The following is an 18,943-nucleotide window of genomic DNA, read 5'->3' as shown; positions in this document are numbered from 1 at the left end:
TATGCGCTGCTGGTCGCGGAGACGATCAGGCACCCGATACCAACGAGCGACAAACCAAGGGCGAGCGTTGCTCGCACGCCATGCCGATCAACCAGGCTCTGTTGCAAAGATCCGAAGGCAGTGAGAGCCTGAGGCTCTGAAGACGGCGGACAGCGAGGGCTCGAGCATGAGTTTGGCGTTCAAGGGCCGGCACTTCGCCCCCGACATCATCCTCCTGTGCATGCGTTGGTACTGCCGCTACGCCCTGAGCTACCGTGACCTCGAGGAGATGATGGCCGAACGCGGCCTCTCGGTCGATCACACGACGATCTACCGCTGGGTTCAGCACTACGCCCCCGAGCTCGACCGCCGCGTCCAGTGGTGCCGGAACCGCAGTAGCGGCAGCTGGTATGTCGACGAAACCTACGTGAAGGTCCGTGGCGAATGGATGTACCTCTACCGCGCGATCGGCGATCGGGGCGAAACGCTGGACTTCCAGCTGTCGCAAAAACGGACGACAAAGGCGGCCAAACGCTTCCTCGTCAAGGCTTTGAACCGGTCGCCGCATAACAGGCCTTCGGTGATCTCGACGGACAAGAACCCGGCCTACAACGAGGCGATCGCTTCACTACGGCGAGAGGGACGGCTCGCGGCGAGCTGCCAGCACCGGCAGATCAAATACCTGAACAATCGGCTCGAGTCCGATCATGGGAAGCTCAAACAGCGGATCCGCCCCGTGCGTGGCTTCCAGTCTCAGAAAACGGCCCACAACGCCATTCGGGGCTTCGAGACGATGCGGATGTTCCGGAAGGGGCAATTCCGCTCGATGGTCGACAGCCTCGCCGGCGGATCGGAGGCCCGCTTCATCGGACGGCTGTTTCAGGTGTTCGTCGCCTGAAATTGGAACAGAAAGGGATCAGCGCGGCCGGATCGGATATTCGCAACGGAGCCGAAACTTTGCAACAGAACCATCTGTCGAGCCTCTACAGTTGGCAGCTTAGCCCGATGCTGGCACCTTCGACGAAGCGGATGGGGCATAGGCTGGGGCTAGCGGCAAGATCGGCGACGGCGGCTGCATAGGCGGGGATCTGTCGTAGCAGGCGGATCGCAAGACCCTGCCCCATGTCCCCGACCGACATATCGAAGCTCGCCAGCGTGGGGTTGAGATAGGCGTTCTGCGAGATCCGGCGCTGGCCGACGACCGCGATCTCGCGGCCGGGCTGCAGGCCGGCCTCCTGCAGCGCGCGGAACAGGCCCTCCGCCATGAGGTCGTTGCCGAGGATCAACCCGTCCGGCGGCTCGTCCATGGCCGCGAGGCTGCGCCCTGTCACGAAGCCGCCCGCCGTGTCGGGCGAAACTGTGAGGATGAGAGAGCGATCGAAGGGAAGTCCGAGGCGACGGAGGGCCGTGCGGTATCCCTGGATCGAAACGGAGACGAAATTCGCCTCGCCGGGCGAGACCGAAAGGGCGATGCGGCGCCGACCGAGTGCGGCGAGGCGCGTGACGGCTTCGGCCGCGATGGCGTGGAAGTCGATGTCCACCCAGGCCCCGTCACGCACCGTCAGGCTGCGTCCGAGCGTGACGAAGGGAATGCCCTCCTCGCGGAGAAAGGAGATGCGCCGGTCGCGCCGCCTCGTCGCCGAGAGCATGAAGCCGTCCGCCACGCCGCGGGCGACCGCGCGGCGCATGAAGGCTTCCGGGTCCTGGTTCGCCGGGCACATCAGGACGATGAGGTCGAGGCCCGCTGCGTCCGTCACCGACTGGATGCCCTGATAGAGCGTCATGAAGAAGGCCGCGCTCTCGCCCGGCGTTTGCGGGCTCGTCTCGGCGACGAAGGCGACCGTGCCGGTCGTGCCCTTGCGCAAGGAGCGGCCCGACTGGTTCGGCGCGTAGCCGAGTTCCCGGGCGGCGGCGAGCACGCGCTTTCGCGTCTCCGGGTTGACGTCCGGCTTGCCGTTCAGCGCGCGGGACACGGTCCCGATCGAGATGTTCAGGTGCTTTGCGAGGTCGTGGATCCGCATCGGGCCGGTCGTCTCGAGAAGGGGATGTCGGACAGGGCGGCCGAGCGCATGGCGGCAACATAGGAGATCCCCGGCAAGGAAGCGAGCACCGGCGCTTGACAAGGCATCGGCAAGCAAACACTATCGTAAACGTTTACGAAGCCAGCTTGACGTTGAGATCGGCGGCCTCTTGGGAGGATAGAAATGCTGCACCGCGCTGTCGTCGTGGGTTGTGGAGCCATGAGCCGCGTCTGGCTCGATGCCGCCGCCCAGCGATCCGACGTCGAGATCGTAGGCCTCGTCGATCGCGACGAAGACCGGGCTCGCGAAACGGCGAGATCGCGTTCGCTCGCCACCGCAACCGTCGGCTCGGATCTCACTGCCGTCCTCGCTGCGACGAACCCGGATGTCGTCTTCGATATCGTGGTTCCCGAAGCCCGCGCCGAGGTGGTGGAAACGGCGCTTACGCGCGGCTGCCATGTCCTGTCGGAGAAGCCGATGGCGGCCAATCTCGACGAGGCGCGGCGGCTGGCGGGGCTCGCCCGGGCGGCCGGAAAACACCATGTCGTCGTGCAGAACCGTCGCTTCATCGCGCCCGTGCGGCGGATCCGAAGCCTCGTCGCCTCGGGCGCCGTCGGCGCCGTGACGAGCCTTCACTGCGACTTCTTCATCGGCCCCCATTTCGGCGGCTTTCGCGAGGAGATGGATCACATCCTCCTTCTCGACATGGCCGTCCACGCCTTCGACGCGGCGCGCGCCCTTTCGGGCGAGGATGCCGTGAGCGTCATGGCGGAGGAATGGGACCCGGCCTCGTCCTGGTTCCAGCAGGGTTCGAGCGCCGTCGCCGCCTTTCGCATGCGCTCGGGGGCGCTGTTCTCCTATCGCGGAAGCTGGTGCGCCGAGGGGCTGCAGACCTCCTGGGAGGGTCGCTGGCGGATCGTCGGGACGAAGGGTAGCCTCGTCTGGGACGGGCACGACGCCATCGCCGCCGAGATCGTTGTCGAACCCGCAGCGGGCGTCGTGGCGTCGGGGGACCTCCTGCGCCCGACCCGCGTCCTCGACGTTCCGGACCTTGATCCGGACGCCGCGATCGGCGGCCATGCCGGCGTGATGCGCAGCTTCTTCGAGGCGATCGAGAGCGGCCGTCCGGCCGAGACCGACGGCGCCTCCAACCTTGCGACCCTGGCTATGGTTCTCTCGGCGATCGAAAGCGCGAGAACCGGACGCCGCATCGAGATTGAGACCTGATCCATGAACCAGACCCCCGGCCCCATCCGCATCGGCACGATGATCAAGGCGAACGATGCCGACCCGGCCGCCGAGATCGGTCGCCTTGTTCCTCACGGCTTCGAGAGTTTCGAGCCGTATTTCTGGCAGGTCGTTGACAAGGATCTGCCGCGCCTGGCCGCCGAGATCCACGAGGCGATCGATGGCCGGGACGTGGTCGTCGACACGCTCGGCATGTTTGGCAATCCGCTCGAGACGGGCGAGCTCGATCAGGCGACCCTGCAGGGTTGGGAGGCGCTGATAGACAACGCCCATCTCTTCGGAGCCCGCACGATCGCCGGCTTCACCGGCCGCGTCCGGGGAAAGCCGATCGAGGACAGCCTGCCGCGCTTCAAGGCGGTGTGGAGCAAACTGTCGAAGCGGGCCGCGGACCGGGGCGTGCGTCTCGCCTTCGAGAACTGCGCGATGGAAGGCAACTGGCAGAGCGGCGACTGGAACATTGCCCACACGCCGGATGCCTGGGAGCTGATGTTCGACGCGGTGCCGGAGGACAATCTCGGCCTCGAATGGGAGCCGTGCCACCAGCTCGTCTATCTCATCGATCCACTACCTCAGATCCGCAAATGGGCGGGCAAGATCTTCCACGTCCACGGCAAGGACGCCACCGTGCGCCGCGAGGTGATTGCAGAGCACGGCATCTTCGGCAAGGTGCCCTTCGCCTTCATGCGCACCCCCGGCTTCGGCGACACGAACTGGACCGACGTGATCTCGGAACTGCGGCTCGCCGGCTGGTCGGGCTCGATCGACATCGAAGGCTGGCATGACCCGGTCTATCGCGACGCGCTGGAGCTGACGGGGCAGGTCCATGCCCTCAACCATCTGAAGCACTGCCGCGGCGGGGCCCTTCTGCCGTTGGGCTGAGGCCTCTCGTGCGGCTTGCGGGCCCATCGACCTGTGCCGGGAGGAGTGGCACCCGCGACGCATCGTTAACATCCAAGGAGGAGGACATGCGCATGACGAGAATGACGATGCTTTTGGCGGGCGCCGCCGCACTGTTTGTCACGACCGCGGCCAGGGCCGAGCCCGTGACGCTTGAGGTCTGGACCGTCAGTCCGCCGGACTATCACCAGACCATGGCCGCCGAGTTCGAGAAGGCCAATCCCGACATCAAGATCAACGTCAAGGTCGTGCAGTTTCCCGACGTCGTGAACGATCTGGCGCGCGCGGTGGCGACCGGCGGGGCACCCGACGTGACCTATGTCGACAATCCCGACATCGCGCTTCTCGTATCCAAGGGCCTTCTGACCGATTTGACGCCGATGGTCGCCGCGTCGAGCATCGTCAAGCCGGCGGACATCTATCCCGGCCCGCTGTCGGCGGCGACCTACGAGGACAAGCTCTACGCCGTTCCGCGCGGCGCCAACACGATCGCGCTCTACTACAATGCCGACATGTTCAAGGCCAAGGGCCTCGATCCGGAGAAGCCGCCGACCACCTGGGACGAGTTCCACAAGGCCGCCAAGGCTCTGAACGATCCCGCCAACAACGTCTACGGCCTCGCCTTCAGCGCCGTCGGCACGGAGGAGGGAACGTTCCAGTTCCTGCCCTGGCTTCAGATGGCGGGCGGCGACTACGACAAGCTGGACACGCCCGGCGGCATCAAGGCACTGGAGTTCTGGCAGACGCTTCTCGATGAGAAGCTCGCCTCTCCCGACACGCTGGTCCGCGGCCAGTACGACTCCACGGCCACCTTCAACGCCGGCAATGCGGCCATGGTCATTTCCGGGCCCTGGGAGCTGCCGCGCATGTCGAAGGAGGCCAAGTTCGACTGGCGCGTGGCGATGCTGCCGTTGCCCGAGCCGGGCGCGCCGCGCGCCTCGGCGCTCGGCGAAGGCGACAACGTCGTCCTCGCCGCCAGCGAGCATCCGGCCGAAGCCTTTCGTTTCGTGGAGTACATGTATTCCCAGATGCCCCGCGTCTGGAACGAGTTCGGCTATCTGCCCGCCTCGAAGGTCTCGGTCTCCGATCCCCAGTACGCGGCCGCGTTCAAGACCTTCGACGAGAGCATGAAGTTCGCCCGCAACCGTGGCCCGAGCCCGGAATGGTCGAAGATCTCCAAGGCGATCTACACCGCAGTGCAGTCGGCGCTGACCCACCAAAGCGACGCAGCGACGGCTCTCAAGACGGCACAGGCAACGATCGACGGTCTACCAGGCCGCTGAACGCCGTCAGGCGCGGCGGCCACCCTCCCTGGCCGCCGCGCATCCCTCTCCTCCCGACGAGCCCGAACACAGGTGAAAAGCCGGTCCATGCGCGCAGTTCTTGGCAGCATTCGAGACGGACGAGGGTTCGACGTTCTGCTCGTCCTCCTTCCCGTTCTCTTCCTCCTGCTCTTCTCCCTGTTTCCGCTCGTCTACACGGGCATCATGTCCCTGCAGGAGGTGGACCTCTTCAACATTGCGACGCTCGACCGTCCCTTCGTCGGGCTCGACAACTACCGGCGCATCGCCGCCGATCCGCTCGCAGTGCCGGTGATCATCAACACGGCACTTTTCGTTTCGCTCTCGGTCGTCTTCCAGCTTCTCGGCGGCTTCTCGCTCGCACTTTTCTTCGCGCAGGGCTTTCCCGGCGCGGGGCTGATGCGTGGCCTCTTCCTCGCGGGCTGGATCATGCCCGCGCTCGTCGTCGGCGCGATCTGGAAATGGCTGCTGTCGGGCGACACGGGCGTCGTCAACTACGTGCTCGTTTCCCTCGGCCTGATCGACGAACGTATCTTCTGGCTCTCCGATCCCGCCTATGCACTCTATGCCGTCATCATCGCCAATGTCTGGCTCGGCATCCCCTTCAACATGCTGATGCTTTCGGTGGGTCTTGCCGCAATCCCCCGCGACATCTACGAGGCTGCCGAACTTGACGGCGCCGGTTCCCTCCGCCGCTTCGTCGGCATCACGCTGCCACTAATGCGCGCCCCGCTCGCGGCCGTCTCTTCGCTCGGCATCATCTTCACGCTCCAGCAGTTCGATCTCGTCGCCGCGCTGACGCAAGGGGGACCCTCGAACGCCTCGAACGTCGCCCAGTACTGGTCGTGGCAGCTGTCCTTTCAGGTCTACGACATCTCCGCCGGCAGCTCCGTCGCCGCCGTGATGGTGGTCTTCGTCGTCTTCGTCGCGGCGCTCTACACTTGGTCGACGCGCCACGAGCAGGCGGCATGAAAGGCTTTCCCATGCAGCGCCGCCATTTCCTCACGCTCGTCGGCATCGCGCTCACCGCGCTCTACCTCTTTCCGCTTTTCTGGATGTACGTAACCGCGTTCAAGAGCGGCAGCGAGATCTTCCGCTACCCACCGACCTTCTGGCCGCAGGATCCGCAGTGGAACATCGGCCGCGTCCTCTCCGGCACGCGGCTGCCCCTGTATGTCGGCAATTCGCTCCTGATCGCCTGCGGCGCGACCGCGATCGTCGTCACGCTCGGCACGGGCTGCGCCTACGTTCTCGCACGCTGGCGCAACCTGTGGATCGACGCGGCGCTGTTTGCGATCCTGATGATGCAGGTGTTGCCGCCCTCGCTGATGGTGACCCCTCTCTTCGTCATGTTCAGCCAGATCGGTCTACTCGACACGCCACGCCTGTCCGTGGTCCTCGCCCAGGCCGCCAAGATGCTGCCCCTCTACATCGTCCTTTGCCGCGCGAGCTTCGTGCAGGTACCTCGCGACCTGGAGGAAGCCGCGCTCGTCGATGGCGCGAGCCGCCCGAGGGCCTATCTCGGCATCGTCCTGCCGCTCGCGCGCAACGGCATCCTCATCGCCTCGGTGCTTGTCTTCCTCCAGTCCTTCGGAGAGTACGTCTATGCCCGCTCGCTCATTGCCAAGGACGAGTACCAGACCGCGACGGTCGGCCTGCAGGCCTTCATGGGTCCAAACGCCAACGACTGGACGGCCGTCATGGCCTACGCGACGGTCTACGTGACGCCGGTCCTCCTCGTCTTCGTGCTTCTCCAGCGACGCATCGTCAGCGGCCTCACCGCGGGCGCGCTGAAGTGATGGAAGGGTCCAATCCCATGAACCAGCCCCCGAACCCACGCGCGCATCAGATCGAGATCGAGCGGCTGAACAAGCATTACGGCGCTTTCCATGCGCTGCGCGACATCGACGTGCGCGTTCCGCGCGGCACCTTCGTCGCGCTCGTCGGCCCTTCCGGCTGCGGGAAGTCGACGCTCCTCCGCACGCTCGCAGGCTTGGAACAGGCGAGTTCGGGCGACATCCGCATCGCCGGCGAGAGCGTCACCCGTCTGCCGCCGCGCAAGCGCGACATCGCGATGGTCTTCCAGTCCTACGCACTCTATCCCCACATGCGCGTGTCCGAGAACATGACCTACGCGTTGCGGCTGCGGCGCATGGCGCGCGAGGCGATCGAGGCCGCGACGACCATGGCAGCTAAGACGCTTGGTATCTCGCCCCTCCTCGAAAAGTATCCGCGCGAGCTCTCCGGCGGCCAGCGCCAGCGCGTCGCCATGGGCCGTGCCATCGTGCGCGAGCCCAAGGTCTTCCTTTTCGACGAGCCGCTGTCCAACCTCGACGCAGGCCTTCGCGTCCACATGCGCGGCGAGATCCGCCGGCTGCACGACCGGCTGGGTGCGACCTCGGTCTACGTCACCCACGACCAGATCGAGGCCATGACCATGGCCGACCACATCGTGGTGCTACGCGCCGGCGTCGTGGAGCAGCAGGGGCCGCCACTCGAACTCTACGACCGGCCCGCCAACACCTTCGTCGCCGGCTTCATTGGCTCGCCAGCGATGAACATCCTGCCCGCCCGCATCGAGCCGGACGGGACTAGCGCGCGGATCGATGGCACCGAAAACACCGTGGCGCTCGACCGGCGTTTCGAACCTGGACGCGCCGTTCTCGTCGGTCTTCGGCCGGAGCATCTGTGCTTGCTGGACGCGAAAGCCGACGGCGAGCTCTCCGGCGTGATCGAGACGGTGGAGTCGACCGGTAGCGCGACCTACATCGTCGCTCGCCTCGGTGCCCATTCCGTTTGCGTCGCCACGGCCACGCGGCGCCGAGAACGCGCCGGCGACGCCCTAACGCTGTCTATCCTGGCCAAGGAGGTTCACCTCTTCGATCCACAGACTGGACTCCGGCTGAAAGATGCGACGGCCCGAACCGCAAAGTCGCCGGATGACGAATCGGAAGGGCTCCCTTGCGAAAAGCCAACAAGGCCGCAATGATCCCCTTCTGTTCCAATTTCAGGCGACTAACACCTGGAACAGCCGTCCGATGAAGCGGGCCTTCGATCCACCGGCAAGGCTGTCGACCATCGAGCGAAACTGGCCCTTCCGGAACATCCGCATCGTCTCGAAGCGGCGGATGGCATTGCGAGCCGTCTTCTGTGACTGGAAGACACGCACCGGGCGGATCCGCTGCTTCAGCTTGCCGTGGTCGGACTTGAGCCGATTATTATTCAGGTATTTGACCTGCCGGTGCCGACATTTGGCGGCGAGCCGCCCTTCTCGCCGCAACGAGGCGATCGCTTCGTTGTAGGCCGGGTTCTTGTCGGTCGAGATCGCCGATGGCCGGTTGTGCGGCGACCGGTTCAAAGCCTTGATGAGGAAGCGTTTGGCCGCCTTCGTCGTGAGCTTCTGCGATAGCTGGAAGTCGAGCGTCTCACCCTGATCGCCGATGGCGCGGTATAGGTACATCCATTCGGCGTCGACATACCAGCTGCCACTGTTGCGGTTCCGGCACCACTGGACGCGCCGGTCGAGCTCGGGCGCGTAGTGCTGGATCCATCGGTAGATCGTGGTGTGGTCCACCGATAGGCCGTGCTCGGCCATCATCTCCTCAAGGTCGCGGTAGCTCAGCGCATAGCGGCCGTACCATCGCATGCAACGGAGGATGATGTCTGGGGCGAAGTGCCGGCCTTTGAACGCCAAACTCACGTCCAAGTCCCCGCCATCCGTCGCGTTCTACGCAGTAGACTCTTACCGCCTTCGAGGATTTGAAACAGAGCCCCCAGAATTTAATTCTGCCGTCCGCCAACGCCGAGCCAAAGCGAAGGTCATCACCACCCCTCCAAGGTCATAACAGGATCTGAAATCGCCAATCAGCATCCGCTCCGAATGCAGACCAAGATGGATTTTCTAGGTTTTAGAGCTCCAAAAGTTTGCAACGGAGCCGTTTTCAACATGGGCGATTCTTGCCAGCCAGAATGCTCTGGCCTAGAGCTTGCCCTGAAATTTGACTTGTCGCAAATCTCCTCACAATAATCGGATCAGTTTCACGGGTCAGGACCATAGCGGGAAGAAGCCGTCGCATCCTGTCTCCAGCCGTTCGTCACCGGGTGCGATCGTGCCACATCAGTCGAACAGATCCATCTCGAAGCGCTTCGAGATGCCGAAGCCGACGGTGAACTGGTTCTTGTCGCCGGCCTTCACGATGGGCGAGTCCTTGGCGTCTCCGACGAACTGGCTGTACGAGGCGTCTGCGTTGAGGAACCAGTCCCTGCGGAACTCGTAGCGGGCCGAACCCGAGACGCCGACGCTCTTCACACCACCCTTTGGATCGTAGGCCTCGAGACGCAAGCCAATGCGATCCGCTTCCGCGGCGGTTACGCCGAAATAGGTTTCGGTGAAGTCCTCGGAGGCCAGTGTCGCAAAGGGCCCGGCCTTCAACTCGATCGTCTTCGTCGGGCGGTAGATGGCGTTCGCCCCCAGCTCGCCGACGATGCCCTCCGCACCGCCGAACGCGTACCGAGCCTCGCCATAGATCTCCGCGTAACCCCATTCGTAGCCGACCTTGGCGCCGACTTCGTAGGTCGCGTCGACGTCGTCGAGACCCTTCAGGTCGTCGAAGTCGCCCGCCTTGCGCTCGCCCGTCATGTTGAAGGACGGATTGATAGAGAACCCGCCTTCGTCCGGCCCCGTGCTGCCGATCTCGAACAGTCCCGGGATGTTAAGGTAGCCAAAGCCGATGATAGGGAACGGTGAGACAGAGTATTCGTCGGACCCCTCGTATTCCGGCGAGACCTGTCCGCTCACGCCGATCTCGAAGATGAGGTCGACGCCGGATGCAACGGCCGTCGCTTCCCGTTCCTGTGCCTCGAACATTCCGGTATCCGCGGCCAGGGTAGGGCCAGGGAGCAAGGACAGCGGAATGAAGGCGACGAGCATGAACTGGCGCTTGGGCATGTGAGATTCCCGTCGGTGGAAAAGGGCTCTAAGAAAAGCGTGCCGTTTCCTTGCCGGCCCCAAGGGCTTCGGCCGTCGGCAAATGGAGCGGAGCTCGCCGTCGAAGCGTGTAGCCGTCGCCCGCGGCGACCGGGAAGGTTCAGGGGAGGGGCAAGAGGGGCAGGGCGGGGCTGAGAGCCCGTAGTCCGTTTGCTGCGTCGATCGCGAGCGCGAGGCCCAGCATGATCGAGCCGTCGAGGACGGTCTGCCGGTAGCGCTTCGGATCGATCTCGAGATGAGCGACGTCGCGCCACTGCGAGAGACGCGGCAGGAAGCGGGGGGCCCGCGCGCGATAGGCGTCGAACTCGGACCCGAAGATCGCGTCGAGGGCCCCTTCCTCGTGCCGGACGACCGGCGCGAAGATCAGGTAAGCGCCGGCGACGAAAAGGCAGGCCACGACGAGGCTCCCCGTCTGGGCGCCGAGACCCGCGACGGCGACGAAGACGTAGAGGGGGTTGCGGCTCACCGAATAGGGACCGACCATGACGAGCTGCCGCGCCTTTCGTCCGCCGATGTAGAGCGTGCTCCAGGCACGGCCGAGGATACCCGCAAAGACGAGCAAGAAGCCAAAGGTCTCGACTCCCATCCGATACGCGCTGCCTTCCGGGGCGGCATCGGTACCGAAGATCACCAGCGGCGCGAAGAGGAGGACCGCGATCCGGATCGTCGTCTTGCGCCGCAACTGGAGCTCGTCGAGGCCGTGGAGATTGGTGCCCATGTGCGTCATGACCGTCCCGTCCGAAGGCGGAGCGACGATCGACGCCGCTTCCGTTCCCGATCGATACCGCCTGGGGGAGGCGTCATGAGCGTTGTTTTATGTTGAAATGTGAACGTTCGAGGCGCTGGAGCTGCGACAGTTCAGGCGGCAGGCAACAGCACGCGCACGATCAGTCCGCGGGGTCGGTTGTCATGGAATTCGAGACGCCCGCCATGGGCCCGGACGATGTCGGCGACGATCGAAAGGCCAAGGCCTAAACCTGCTTTCTGGGCGGCGCCGCGGGCAGCATCCAACTTGAAGAAGGGCTCGAGAACCAGTTGGCGTCGGTCGCTCGGAATGCCCGGCCCGTTGTCGGCGACATCGACGCGGATGGTCGAGTCCTCTCGCGAAAGAGAAATCGTAGCGTGGTTCCCGAACTTGACGGCGTTGTCGCAGAGATTGGTGACCGCCCGGATGAACGCGTTCGGCTTGCACATGGCGATCAGGCGATCAGGCCCGACATAGGTCACGGCAAAGCCGACATCGGAGAAGTTCGCCTGGATCGTCTGCATCAGGCTGGCGATGTCGGTGCGCTCGAGCTCTTCGCCGGATGCGTCGGTTCGCAGGTAATCGAGCGTTTCCTCGACGAGTGCGTTGATGTGGTCGATGTCGGCCAACATGACCTCGCGCAACTCGCCTCCGTCGAGGCGTTCGGTGCGCAGCCGCAGCCGTGTCAAAGGCGTGCGAAGATCGTGGCTGACGCTGCGCAGCATGCGGGTGCGCGTGTCGACCATCTCCCGAATGCGGATGCGCATGCCGTTCAACGCCCGCGCGAGGTCGACGACCTCGGCGGTGCCGGCCTCGGCGAAGGAACGATCCTCGCTGACGCCGTCGGAGCGGTTCAGCTCGTCGGACATCCGCGCCAGCGGGGCGGTGACGCTGCGTACGGCATAAATCGAGAAGAACAGGAGCAGCGTGAGGAAGCCGAGGACGTAGTAGCTGAGCGGGCTGATGAAGTCGTTGGTACTGAACGTGTCCGGCAGATTGCGGATGAGCAGGACCGTTCGACCATCGATTGGAAGAGACAGTGCCGAATGGCCATCGATGAGAAACCTCTGGCCCCCGGGAGGTGTTTCTCTGTCGGACGGGAACAACCAGAGGCCCACCGTGTCGATCAAGCTGGGCGACGACGACTTCGTGATCAGGGGGATCAGTTCCGTGTCGTCGATCAGCGCTAGATCCAGTCGCAGATCTGCCGCCCAGCCGACGAGCGCGGGACGCTCGGCTTCGTCCGCATGACGCAAGAGGATCGCAACCGTCTCGGCCCGCTCGATGATCGCATCGCCGTCCTGGATCGCGAAGTAGTCGCTCTGGCTGAGTTGCTCGACGCCGCGTCCGGTCAAGACCACCGAGACGAAGGCGATGACGATGATGAGGCTGATCTGTGCGCGGATCGTGTGTGGCGTCCAACGCCGCAACAGGCGCCTCATGCGGGCTCGACGGTCGCTGCGAACATGTAGCCCCCCAAACGCACGGTCTTCAAGAGAAGCGGCTCGCTGGGATCGGCTTCGATCTTCTGACGCAAGCGCCCGACATGGACGTCGATGCTGCGCTGGATGGGGCCAGCAAGACCCGCGTGGGTGTGGGCAAGCAACTGCTCACGCGTCAGGATGCGGCCGGGATTCTTGCAGAAGACAAGGAGGAGGTCGAACTCCGCGGTCGTGAGCGAAACGCGTGCTCCGCTGGGATCGCGCACTTGGCGACGCTGCGGGTCGAGCGTCCAGCCGTCGAAGCGAAGCGGCCTGCGCACCTCCTGTTCGGCGGGCGCATAGGCGGCGCGGCGCAGAAGCGACTTGATGCGGGCCGTCACCTCCCGGGCACTGAACGGCTTCGTCACGTAGTCGTCGGCCCCGATCTCGAGTCCGACGATGCGGTCGATCTCCTCGCCCTGGGCGGTCAGCATGATGATCGGCACCGTCATGCTGGCGCGAAGCCGGCGACAGAGGCTGAACCCGTCCTCGCCCGGCAGCATGACGTCGAGGACGATCAGGTCGAAAGTTCCGCGATGCAGGCAGGAATCCATCTCGATTCCGTCGCCGGCGATGCGGGCCTTCATGTTGGCCTCGGTCAACGTCGAGGCCAACATGCGGGCGATCTCGAAATCGTCTTCGACGATCAGAATGCTGGGCAGCTTGATAGCGTTCGGCTGGTTCATCGCATCCTCGTGCCTCGATCGACCGACACGCTCTGGTTCGTGCCGACATCAGGAGGTTTGCTCCAGCGCTTCGGCTCTCTGGTGTTTAGTGGAAGGGGTGAAACGCGACCAGAGGCGTCCGAACTGCGTGCCAGCATCCGCGACGAGGCAGTGGAGCGTCGGCACCACGACGAGCGACAGGATGGTGGAAGCGGCGAGGCCGCCGATCACCGCGATCTCCATCGGCGCGCGGAAGCCGCCGTCTCCGGTGCCGAATGCCGCCGGCGCCATTCCGGTCGCCATGGCGAGCGTAGTCGTCAGGATCGGGCGAGCCCGCTCCGCCGCCGCCTCGTGCATCGCGGTCTGTGCACGGCGGTGACAAACCAGGCCACGGGAGCGCCGTCATGATGGCGAGCGCAGCGGAGTAAAATCCGGTCAGGGGTTAGGCTGTTCTCTTTTGCGGGGGACGGCCGGGAATGTTTGCCGTGGAAGTCTACGCCGCCGTTCGGCACTTCGTGATGATCGAGAAGAACAGCCAGCGAGATGCGGCCCGGGTGTTCGGGTTGAGCCGCGAGACGATCTCCAAGATGTGCCGGTTCTCGTTGCCGCCGGGCTACACGCGCACGAAGCCGGTCGCCAAGCCGAAGCTGGGAGCGCTGCTCCCGGTCATCGATGCGATCCTGGCGGCGGACGGAGTGGCGCCGGTGAAGCAGCGTCACACGGCCAAGCGGATCTTCGAGCGGCTGCGTGACGAGCACGACTATGCCGGTGGCTACACGGTGGTGAAGGACCATGTGCGGATCGCCCGAGGGCGCCTGCGCGAGACCTTCGTTCCGCTGGCGCATCCACCGGGTCATGCCCAGGTGGACTTCGGCGAGGCCGTCGGCGTGATCGGCGGGGTCCGGCAGAAGATCCACTTCTTTTGCATGGACGTGCCGCAGTCGGATGCGCCGTTCGTGAAGGCTTATCCGAGGGAGACGACGGAGGCCTTCCTCGACGGGCACGTGTCGGCCTTCGCCTTCTTTGGGGGCGTGCCGCTGTCGATCCTCTACGACAACACCAAGATCGCGGTGGCGAAGATATGTGGCGACGGCAAGCGGGAGCGCACGAGGGCCTTCACCGAACTTCAAAGCCATTACCTGTTCCGGGACCGCTTCGGACGGCCCGGCAAGGGGAACGACAAGGGCAAGGTCGAAGGACTGGTGAAGTATGCCCGGTCGAACTTCATGACGCCGATCCCGCATGCCGCCAGCTTTGAGGATCTGAACGCGATGCTGGCGGATCGTTGTCGGCAACGGCAAGGCGAGATCGCCGGACGCCATGCCGAGACGATCGGCAAGCGCCTCGTGACCGATCTAGCCGCCTTCCGGGATCTGCCCGCGGTGGCGCTGGAGCCGTGCGAGAAGCGGGCTGCCCGGGTCTCGTCGACTTCTCTGGTTCGTTATCGTTGCAACGACTATTCGGTGCCGACGGCGTTCGGCTTCCGCGACGTGCTGGTGAAGGGCTTCATCGACGAGGTGGTGATCCTGTGTGCCGGCGAGGAGATCGCCCGGCACCGGCGGTCCTATGCGAGCGGCGCCTTCGTCTTCGACCCGCTGCACTACCTGATGCTGATCGAGATGAAGCCGAACGCTCTCGACCAGGCCGCACCGTTGCAGGGCTGGGACCTGCCCGAGGCCTTTCAGCATCTGCGCCATCTTCTCGAAGCCCGCATGGGCAACCGGGGCAAGCGGGAGTTCATCCAGGTCTTGCGGCTGATGGAGGCGATGCCGATGGAGGTCGTGGCAGGTGCGTCAAGCGAAGCGATCCGGCTTGGCGCGGTGGGGTTCGATGCGATCAAGCTGATCGCCCTGTCGCGGATCGAGCGACGGCCCCTGCGGCTTGATCTTGCTCGCTATCCGCACCTGCCGAAGATGGATGTCAGGACGACCGCGGCCGCCGACTACGCCGTCCTGGTCGAGAGCCAAGCGGCATGAGCGGCCAGGCAGGCAAGACAGGCACGAACGCGATGCCGACAGGCACGACGAGCGGTACGCCGCAGATCCTGCTCGCGCACCATCTGAAGCAGTTGAAGCTGCCGACGGTGCTGCGGGAGTACGACAAGGTCGCCCGCGAATGCGCCCGCGAGGGCGTCGACCATCCCCGTTATCTGCTGCGCCTGATTGAGCTGGAGCTGATCGACAGGGAGCGGCGTACGATCGAGCAGCGGATCAAAGCGGCGCGGTTCCCAGCGGTCAAAAGCCTCGACACGTTCGACTTCACCGCCATCCCCAGCCTCAACAAGATGCTGGTGCTCGAGTTGGCGCGGTGCGAGTTCATTCTGCGCCGAGAGAACGTCATCGCGCTCGGCAACTCGGGCACCGGCAAGAGCCATGTGGCCTTGGCGCTCGGTCTGGCCGCGTGTCAGAAGGGCTTCACCGTCGCGTTCACGACCGCGGCGGCGCTCGTCCACCAGCTCATGGAAGCCCGCGACGAGCGTCGCCTTCTGAAGCAGCAACGCGAACTTCAGGCGGTGAAGCTGCTGATCGTCGATGAACTCGGCTACGTGCCGCTGTCGGCAACCGGTGCCGAGCTTCTGTTCGAGGTGTTCTCGCAGCGCTACGAGCGCGGCTCGACGATCATCACGTCCAATCTTCCAATCGAGGACTGGACGAGCGTCCTGGGGTCCGAGCGGCTGACCGGCGCGCTGCTCGATCGCCTGACGCACCACGTCCATATCCTGACGATGAACGGCGACAGCTACCGCCTCAAGCAATCCGCCGGACGAAGACGCGCCGCCGCCAGGGCGGAGCAAAACCAGGCCAGTGCTGCCGACGCCGTCGATCCACGAACCGGCGAGATCACCCAACCCTGATCAAAAAACGATCCTCGCGACACAGGAAAGGGCCCGATCGGGCCCTTTCCTGTGTCGCGCCCCTCCCGGCAACGTGGCCTGCTTTTACTCCGCCGCACTGGCCTGGAATTGCTCCGCCGTTGACAGCGGTCGCGTCGATCCAACCGGACCAGGTGCCTTCTGAGCCATGGAACAGCAACACGGTAGGAAACGGTCCCTGTGAATCGGCGTGGAATAAGGCCCCTGTTTTTGGGGTGATCGGCGTCCAAACGGGACCCCTCTGACGCAGAGGGTTCACAGTGCTTCCGATATGGATTGGAGGCCGAGTTTGGGATGCTTGTCGTGGAGACGATCGCGAAGATCCGTCGGGCACACCTCGTGCAGGGGAAGAAGATCAAGGAGATCTGCCGGGAGCTGAAGGTCTCCCGGAAAGTGGTACGCAAGGTCCTGCGCTCGGACGAGACGTCGTTCAGCTACGAGCGTTCGGTGCAGCCGATGCCGAAGCTTGGGGCGTGGACGCCCGAGCTGGACCGGATGCTGGCGACCAACCAGGCGCGCCCGTCCCGCGAGCGACTGACGCTGATCCGCTTGTTCGAGGACCTGCGTGGGCTCGGCTACGAGGGCGGCTACGATGCAGTCCGCCGCTACGCTCGAGGGTGGCAGCGCGAGCAGGCCTCGGTGACGGCTTCGGCCTTTGTGCCGCTGAGCTTTGATCCGGGCGAGGCCTACCAGTTCGATTGGAGTCATGAGGTCGTGCTGATCAACGGCACGACGATGCAGGTGAAGGTCGCCCACGTTCGCCTGTGCCATTCGCGGATGATGTTCGTCCGAGCCTATCCCCGCGAGAGCCAGGAGATGGTGTTCGACGCCCACGACCGGGCGTTCGCCTTCTTCCGCGGCGCCTGCACGCGGGGCATCTACGACAACATGAAGACGGCCGTGGACGCGATCTACGTTGGCCGCGATCGCGCCTATAACCGGCGCTTCCTTCAGATGTGCGGACACTACCTGGTCGATCCGGTTGCCTGCACGCCAGCGTCGGGTTGGGAGAAGGGTCAGGTCGAGAACCAGGTCGGGCTGGTGCGCGAACGCTTCTTCACGCCCCGCCTTCGGGTGAAGAGCTACGAGGAGCTGAACGCCTGGCTGCTCGACAGGACGATCGCCTTCGCCAAGGCGCACCGCCATCCCGAACTGCGAGACAGAACGGTGTGGGAGGCGTTCGAAGCCGAGCGGGGGAGCCTTGTGCCCTATCGCGGTCACTTCGACGGCTTCCACGGGGTGCAGGCCGCCGTGTCGAAGACGTGCCTCGTACGCTTCGACAGCAATCGCTACTCGGTCACGGCCAGTGCCGTCGGACGCCCGGTGGAGATCCGCGCCTATGCCGATCGGATCGAGATCCGCCAGGAGGGTCGGATCGTGGGCGAACACACGCGTGGCTTCGGGCGCGAGCAGACGATCTACGATCCCTGGCATTACGTGCCGGTGCTGGCGAAGAAGCCGGGCGCGCTACGCAACGGCGCGCCCTTCAAGGACTGGGTTCTGCCGGCGGGGCTGGAGCGTGTCCGCCGCAAGTTGGGCGCATCACCCGACGGCGGTCGCCAGATGGTCGACATCCTCACCGCGGTCTTGAGCGACGGTCTTCCGGCGGTGGAAGCGGCCTGCCTGGAAGCGCTCGGCGAGGGCGTCCACTCCGCCGACGTGATCCTCAACATCCTGGCGCGGGCTCGCGAGCCCGCGCGCCCGATCACCATCATGACCCCGGACGCGCTGCGTCTGCGCCACGAGCCGGTGGCCGACTGCGCACGTTACGACAACCTCAGGAGAGCACTGTGATGGAACGCTCCGAGATCCTCGGCGCCATGGGCGAGCTGAAGCTCTACGGCATGAAGGCAGCCTTCGACGAGATCATCTCCGCGGCCGTGAAGCGCCAGCACGAGCCGAGCCGCGTCGTTGGAGACCTTCTTCAAGCCGAGATCAGCGAGAAGCAGGCGCGCTCGATCAAGTACCAGATCACCATCTCCAAGCTGCCGCTTGCCCGGGACGTCGACGAGTTCGTGTTCGACGGCACGCCGATCAACGAGACGCTGGTGCGCGACCTGGTGTCGGGCAACTTCATCGCCCATCAGCGCAACGCCGTCCTGATCGGAGGCACGGGCAGCGGCAAGACCCATCTGGCGATCGCCATCGCAAGGGCCTGCATCCGCGCAGGCGCCCGAGGCCGCTTCTTCAACGTCGTCGACCTCGTCAACAAGCTCGAGGCCGAGACCCGAGCGGGCCGCCAGGGTCGCATGGCGGACTACCTCTCGCGCATGGACTTCATAGTTCTCGACGAGCTCGGCTACCTGCCGTTCGCCCAGTCCGGCGGACAGCTCCTGTTCCACCTCATCAGCCGGCTCTACGAGCAGACCTCGGTGATCGTCACCACGAACCTGGCCTTCGGCGAATGGCCTTCGGTCTTCGGCGACGCCAAGATGACCACCGCGCTCCTCGACCGCCTCACGCATCACTGCGACATCGTCGAGACCGGCAACGAGAGCTGGCGCTTCAAGAACCGCCTCTGATCCCGCCATCTGCCGCCGCACGCCAGGGCCTCATGACCGCTCCGCCTACGGCTACGCGCTCATGAGGCCCTGGCGTGTCCACCATCCGGCAGAGGGGTCCCCTTTGCACGCCGATAAGGGGTCCCGTTCCGGTTCTCCCGCAAACTGTGTGAAGCTGTCAGGTTGATGCGAGAACGCGCTCGCGGAGGAGATCGAAGCCGGCTCGGCCATACATCGTTCTCTTGA

Annotated in this window: 17 protein-coding genes and 1 pseudogene; 11 read left to right on the top strand and 7 right to left on the bottom strand. The window is 64.8% G+C overall.

Annotated features, from left to right (window positions below):
- The first annotated feature begins 166 nt into the window (after nucleotides 1-166).
- Nucleotides 167-877: an IS6 family transposase gene (locus tag GGR04_RS22910; RefSeq protein ID WP_183202807.1), complete on the top strand. Its 711-nt coding sequence runs from the start codon at nucleotides 167-169 to the stop codon at nucleotides 875-877.
- A gap of 85 nt (nucleotides 878-962) precedes the next feature.
- Here GGR04_RS22910 and GGR04_RS22905 read toward each other — a convergent pair whose 3' ends face one another.
- Nucleotides 963-2,000, bottom strand: a complete 1,038-nt coding sequence (locus tag GGR04_RS22905) for a LacI family DNA-binding transcriptional regulator (RefSeq protein ID WP_183202805.1) — start codon at nucleotides 1,998-2,000, stop codon at nucleotides 963-965.
- Nucleotides 2,001-2,183: 183 nt separating this feature from the next.
- On the opposite strand from GGR04_RS22905, the gene GGR04_RS22900 reads away from it, so the two are divergent.
- The 6 genes from GGR04_RS22900 (at nucleotide 2,184) to GGR04_RS22875 (ending at nucleotide 8,435) form a co-directional block, all read left to right on the top strand.
- Nucleotides 2,184-3,227, top strand: coding sequence for a Gfo/Idh/MocA family protein (locus GGR04_RS22900; RefSeq protein ID WP_183202803.1), 1,044 nt, complete (start codon nucleotides 2,184-2,186; stop codon nucleotides 3,225-3,227).
- A 3-nt stretch (nucleotides 3,228-3,230) separates the two neighbouring features.
- On the top strand, nucleotides 3,231-4,127 hold the full coding sequence (locus GGR04_RS22895) for a sugar phosphate isomerase/epimerase family protein (protein ID WP_183202800.1): 897 nt from the start codon (nucleotides 3,231-3,233) through the stop codon (nucleotides 4,125-4,127).
- An 86-nt stretch (nucleotides 4,128-4,213) separates the two neighbouring features.
- Nucleotides 4,214-5,428 carry an ABC transporter substrate-binding protein gene (locus GGR04_RS22890; RefSeq protein ID WP_183202798.1) on the top strand — a complete coding sequence of 405 codons (1,215 nt, stop codon included), beginning with the start codon at nucleotides 4,214-4,216 and terminating at the stop codon, nucleotides 5,426-5,428.
- Between the two features lie 87 nt (nucleotides 5,429-5,515).
- Entirely contained in the window at nucleotides 5,516-6,418 is a 903-nt protein-coding gene (locus GGR04_RS22885) for a carbohydrate ABC transporter permease (protein WP_183202796.1), read from the top strand.
- On the top strand, nucleotides 6,415-7,245 hold the full coding sequence (locus GGR04_RS22880) for a carbohydrate ABC transporter permease (protein ID WP_246393584.1): 831 nt from the start codon (nucleotides 6,415-6,417) through the stop codon (nucleotides 7,243-7,245). Before GGR04_RS22885 ends, GGR04_RS22880 begins: the two co-directional genes overlap by 4 nt.
- A gap of 17 nt (nucleotides 7,246-7,262) precedes the next feature.
- A complete protein-coding gene (locus GGR04_RS22875) occupies nucleotides 7,263-8,435 on the top strand; it encodes an ABC transporter ATP-binding protein (RefSeq protein WP_183202795.1) in 1,173 nt (390 codons plus the stop codon).
- An 18-nt stretch (nucleotides 8,436-8,453) separates the two neighbouring features.
- Here the strand turns inward: GGR04_RS22875 and GGR04_RS22870 are convergent, their stop codons facing one another.
- The 6 genes from GGR04_RS22870 to GGR04_RS22845 form a co-directional block, all read right to left on the bottom strand.
- Nucleotides 8,454-9,146, bottom strand: a complete 693-nt coding sequence (locus GGR04_RS22870; RefSeq protein WP_446680289.1) for an IS6 family transposase — start codon at nucleotides 9,144-9,146, stop codon at nucleotides 8,454-8,456.
- Nucleotides 9,147-9,563: 417 nt separating this feature from the next.
- Nucleotides 9,564-10,376, bottom strand: coding sequence for a MipA/OmpV family protein (locus tag GGR04_RS22865; protein ID WP_246393581.1), 813 nt, complete (start codon nucleotides 10,374-10,376; stop codon nucleotides 9,564-9,566).
- 157 nt (nucleotides 10,377-10,533) lie between these two features.
- The gene (locus GGR04_RS22860) at nucleotides 10,534-11,160 is read right to left on the bottom strand and encodes a methyltransferase family protein (protein WP_183202793.1); all 627 of its coding nucleotides are present in this window, start codon (nucleotides 11,158-11,160) and stop codon (nucleotides 10,534-10,536) included.
- 131 nt (nucleotides 11,161-11,291) lie between these two features.
- Nucleotides 11,292-12,620, bottom strand: coding sequence for an ATP-binding protein (locus GGR04_RS22855; protein WP_183202791.1), 1,329 nt, complete (start codon nucleotides 12,618-12,620; stop codon nucleotides 11,292-11,294).
- A complete protein-coding gene (locus tag GGR04_RS22850) occupies nucleotides 12,617-13,345 on the bottom strand; it encodes a response regulator transcription factor (RefSeq protein ID WP_183202789.1) in 729 nt (242 codons plus the stop codon). Before GGR04_RS22850 ends, GGR04_RS22855 begins: the two co-directional genes overlap by 4 nt.
- A gap of 48 nt (nucleotides 13,346-13,393) precedes the next feature.
- The gene (locus GGR04_RS22845) at nucleotides 13,394-13,681 is read right to left on the bottom strand and encodes an efflux RND transporter permease subunit (protein WP_183202787.1); all 288 of its coding nucleotides are present in this window, start codon (nucleotides 13,679-13,681) and stop codon (nucleotides 13,394-13,396) included.
- A gap of 119 nt (nucleotides 13,682-13,800) precedes the next feature.
- Between GGR04_RS22845 and istA (GGR04_RS22840) the strand changes: the two genes are divergently transcribed.
- The 4 genes and pseudogenes from istA (GGR04_RS22840) to istB (GGR04_RS22825) all read left to right on the top strand — a co-directional run bounded on the left by istA (GGR04_RS22840) (nucleotide 13,801) and on the right by istB (GGR04_RS22825) (nucleotide 18,718).
- A complete protein-coding gene (gene istA / locus GGR04_RS22840; protein WP_183202784.1) occupies nucleotides 13,801-15,300 on the top strand; it encodes an IS21 family transposase in 1,500 nt (499 codons plus the stop codon).
- A 32-nt stretch (nucleotides 15,301-15,332) separates the two neighbouring features.
- Entirely contained in the window at nucleotides 15,333-16,178 is an 846-nt protein-coding gene (istB, locus tag GGR04_RS22835; RefSeq protein WP_183202809.1) for an IS21-like element helper ATPase IstB, read from the top strand.
- A 312-nt stretch (nucleotides 16,179-16,490) separates the two neighbouring features.
- A pseudogene (gene istA, locus GGR04_RS22830) lies at nucleotides 16,491-17,984 on the top strand (IS21 family transposase); the annotation flags it as partial.
- A gap of 5 nt (nucleotides 17,985-17,989) precedes the next feature.
- Nucleotides 17,990-18,718, top strand: a complete 729-nt coding sequence (gene istB, locus GGR04_RS22825; RefSeq protein WP_183202781.1) for an IS21-like element helper ATPase IstB — start codon at nucleotides 17,990-17,992, stop codon at nucleotides 18,716-18,718.
- Nucleotides 18,719-18,943: the final 225 nt, after the last annotated feature.

The organism is Aureimonas pseudogalii (genome assembly GCF_014196835.1).
Taxonomy (GTDB): Bacteria; Pseudomonadota; Alphaproteobacteria; order Rhizobiales; family Rhizobiaceae; genus Aureimonas; species Aureimonas pseudogalii.
The sequence above is the reverse complement of the archived record's forward strand: the minus strand, read 5'-3'. Positions and strand labels throughout refer to the sequence as shown.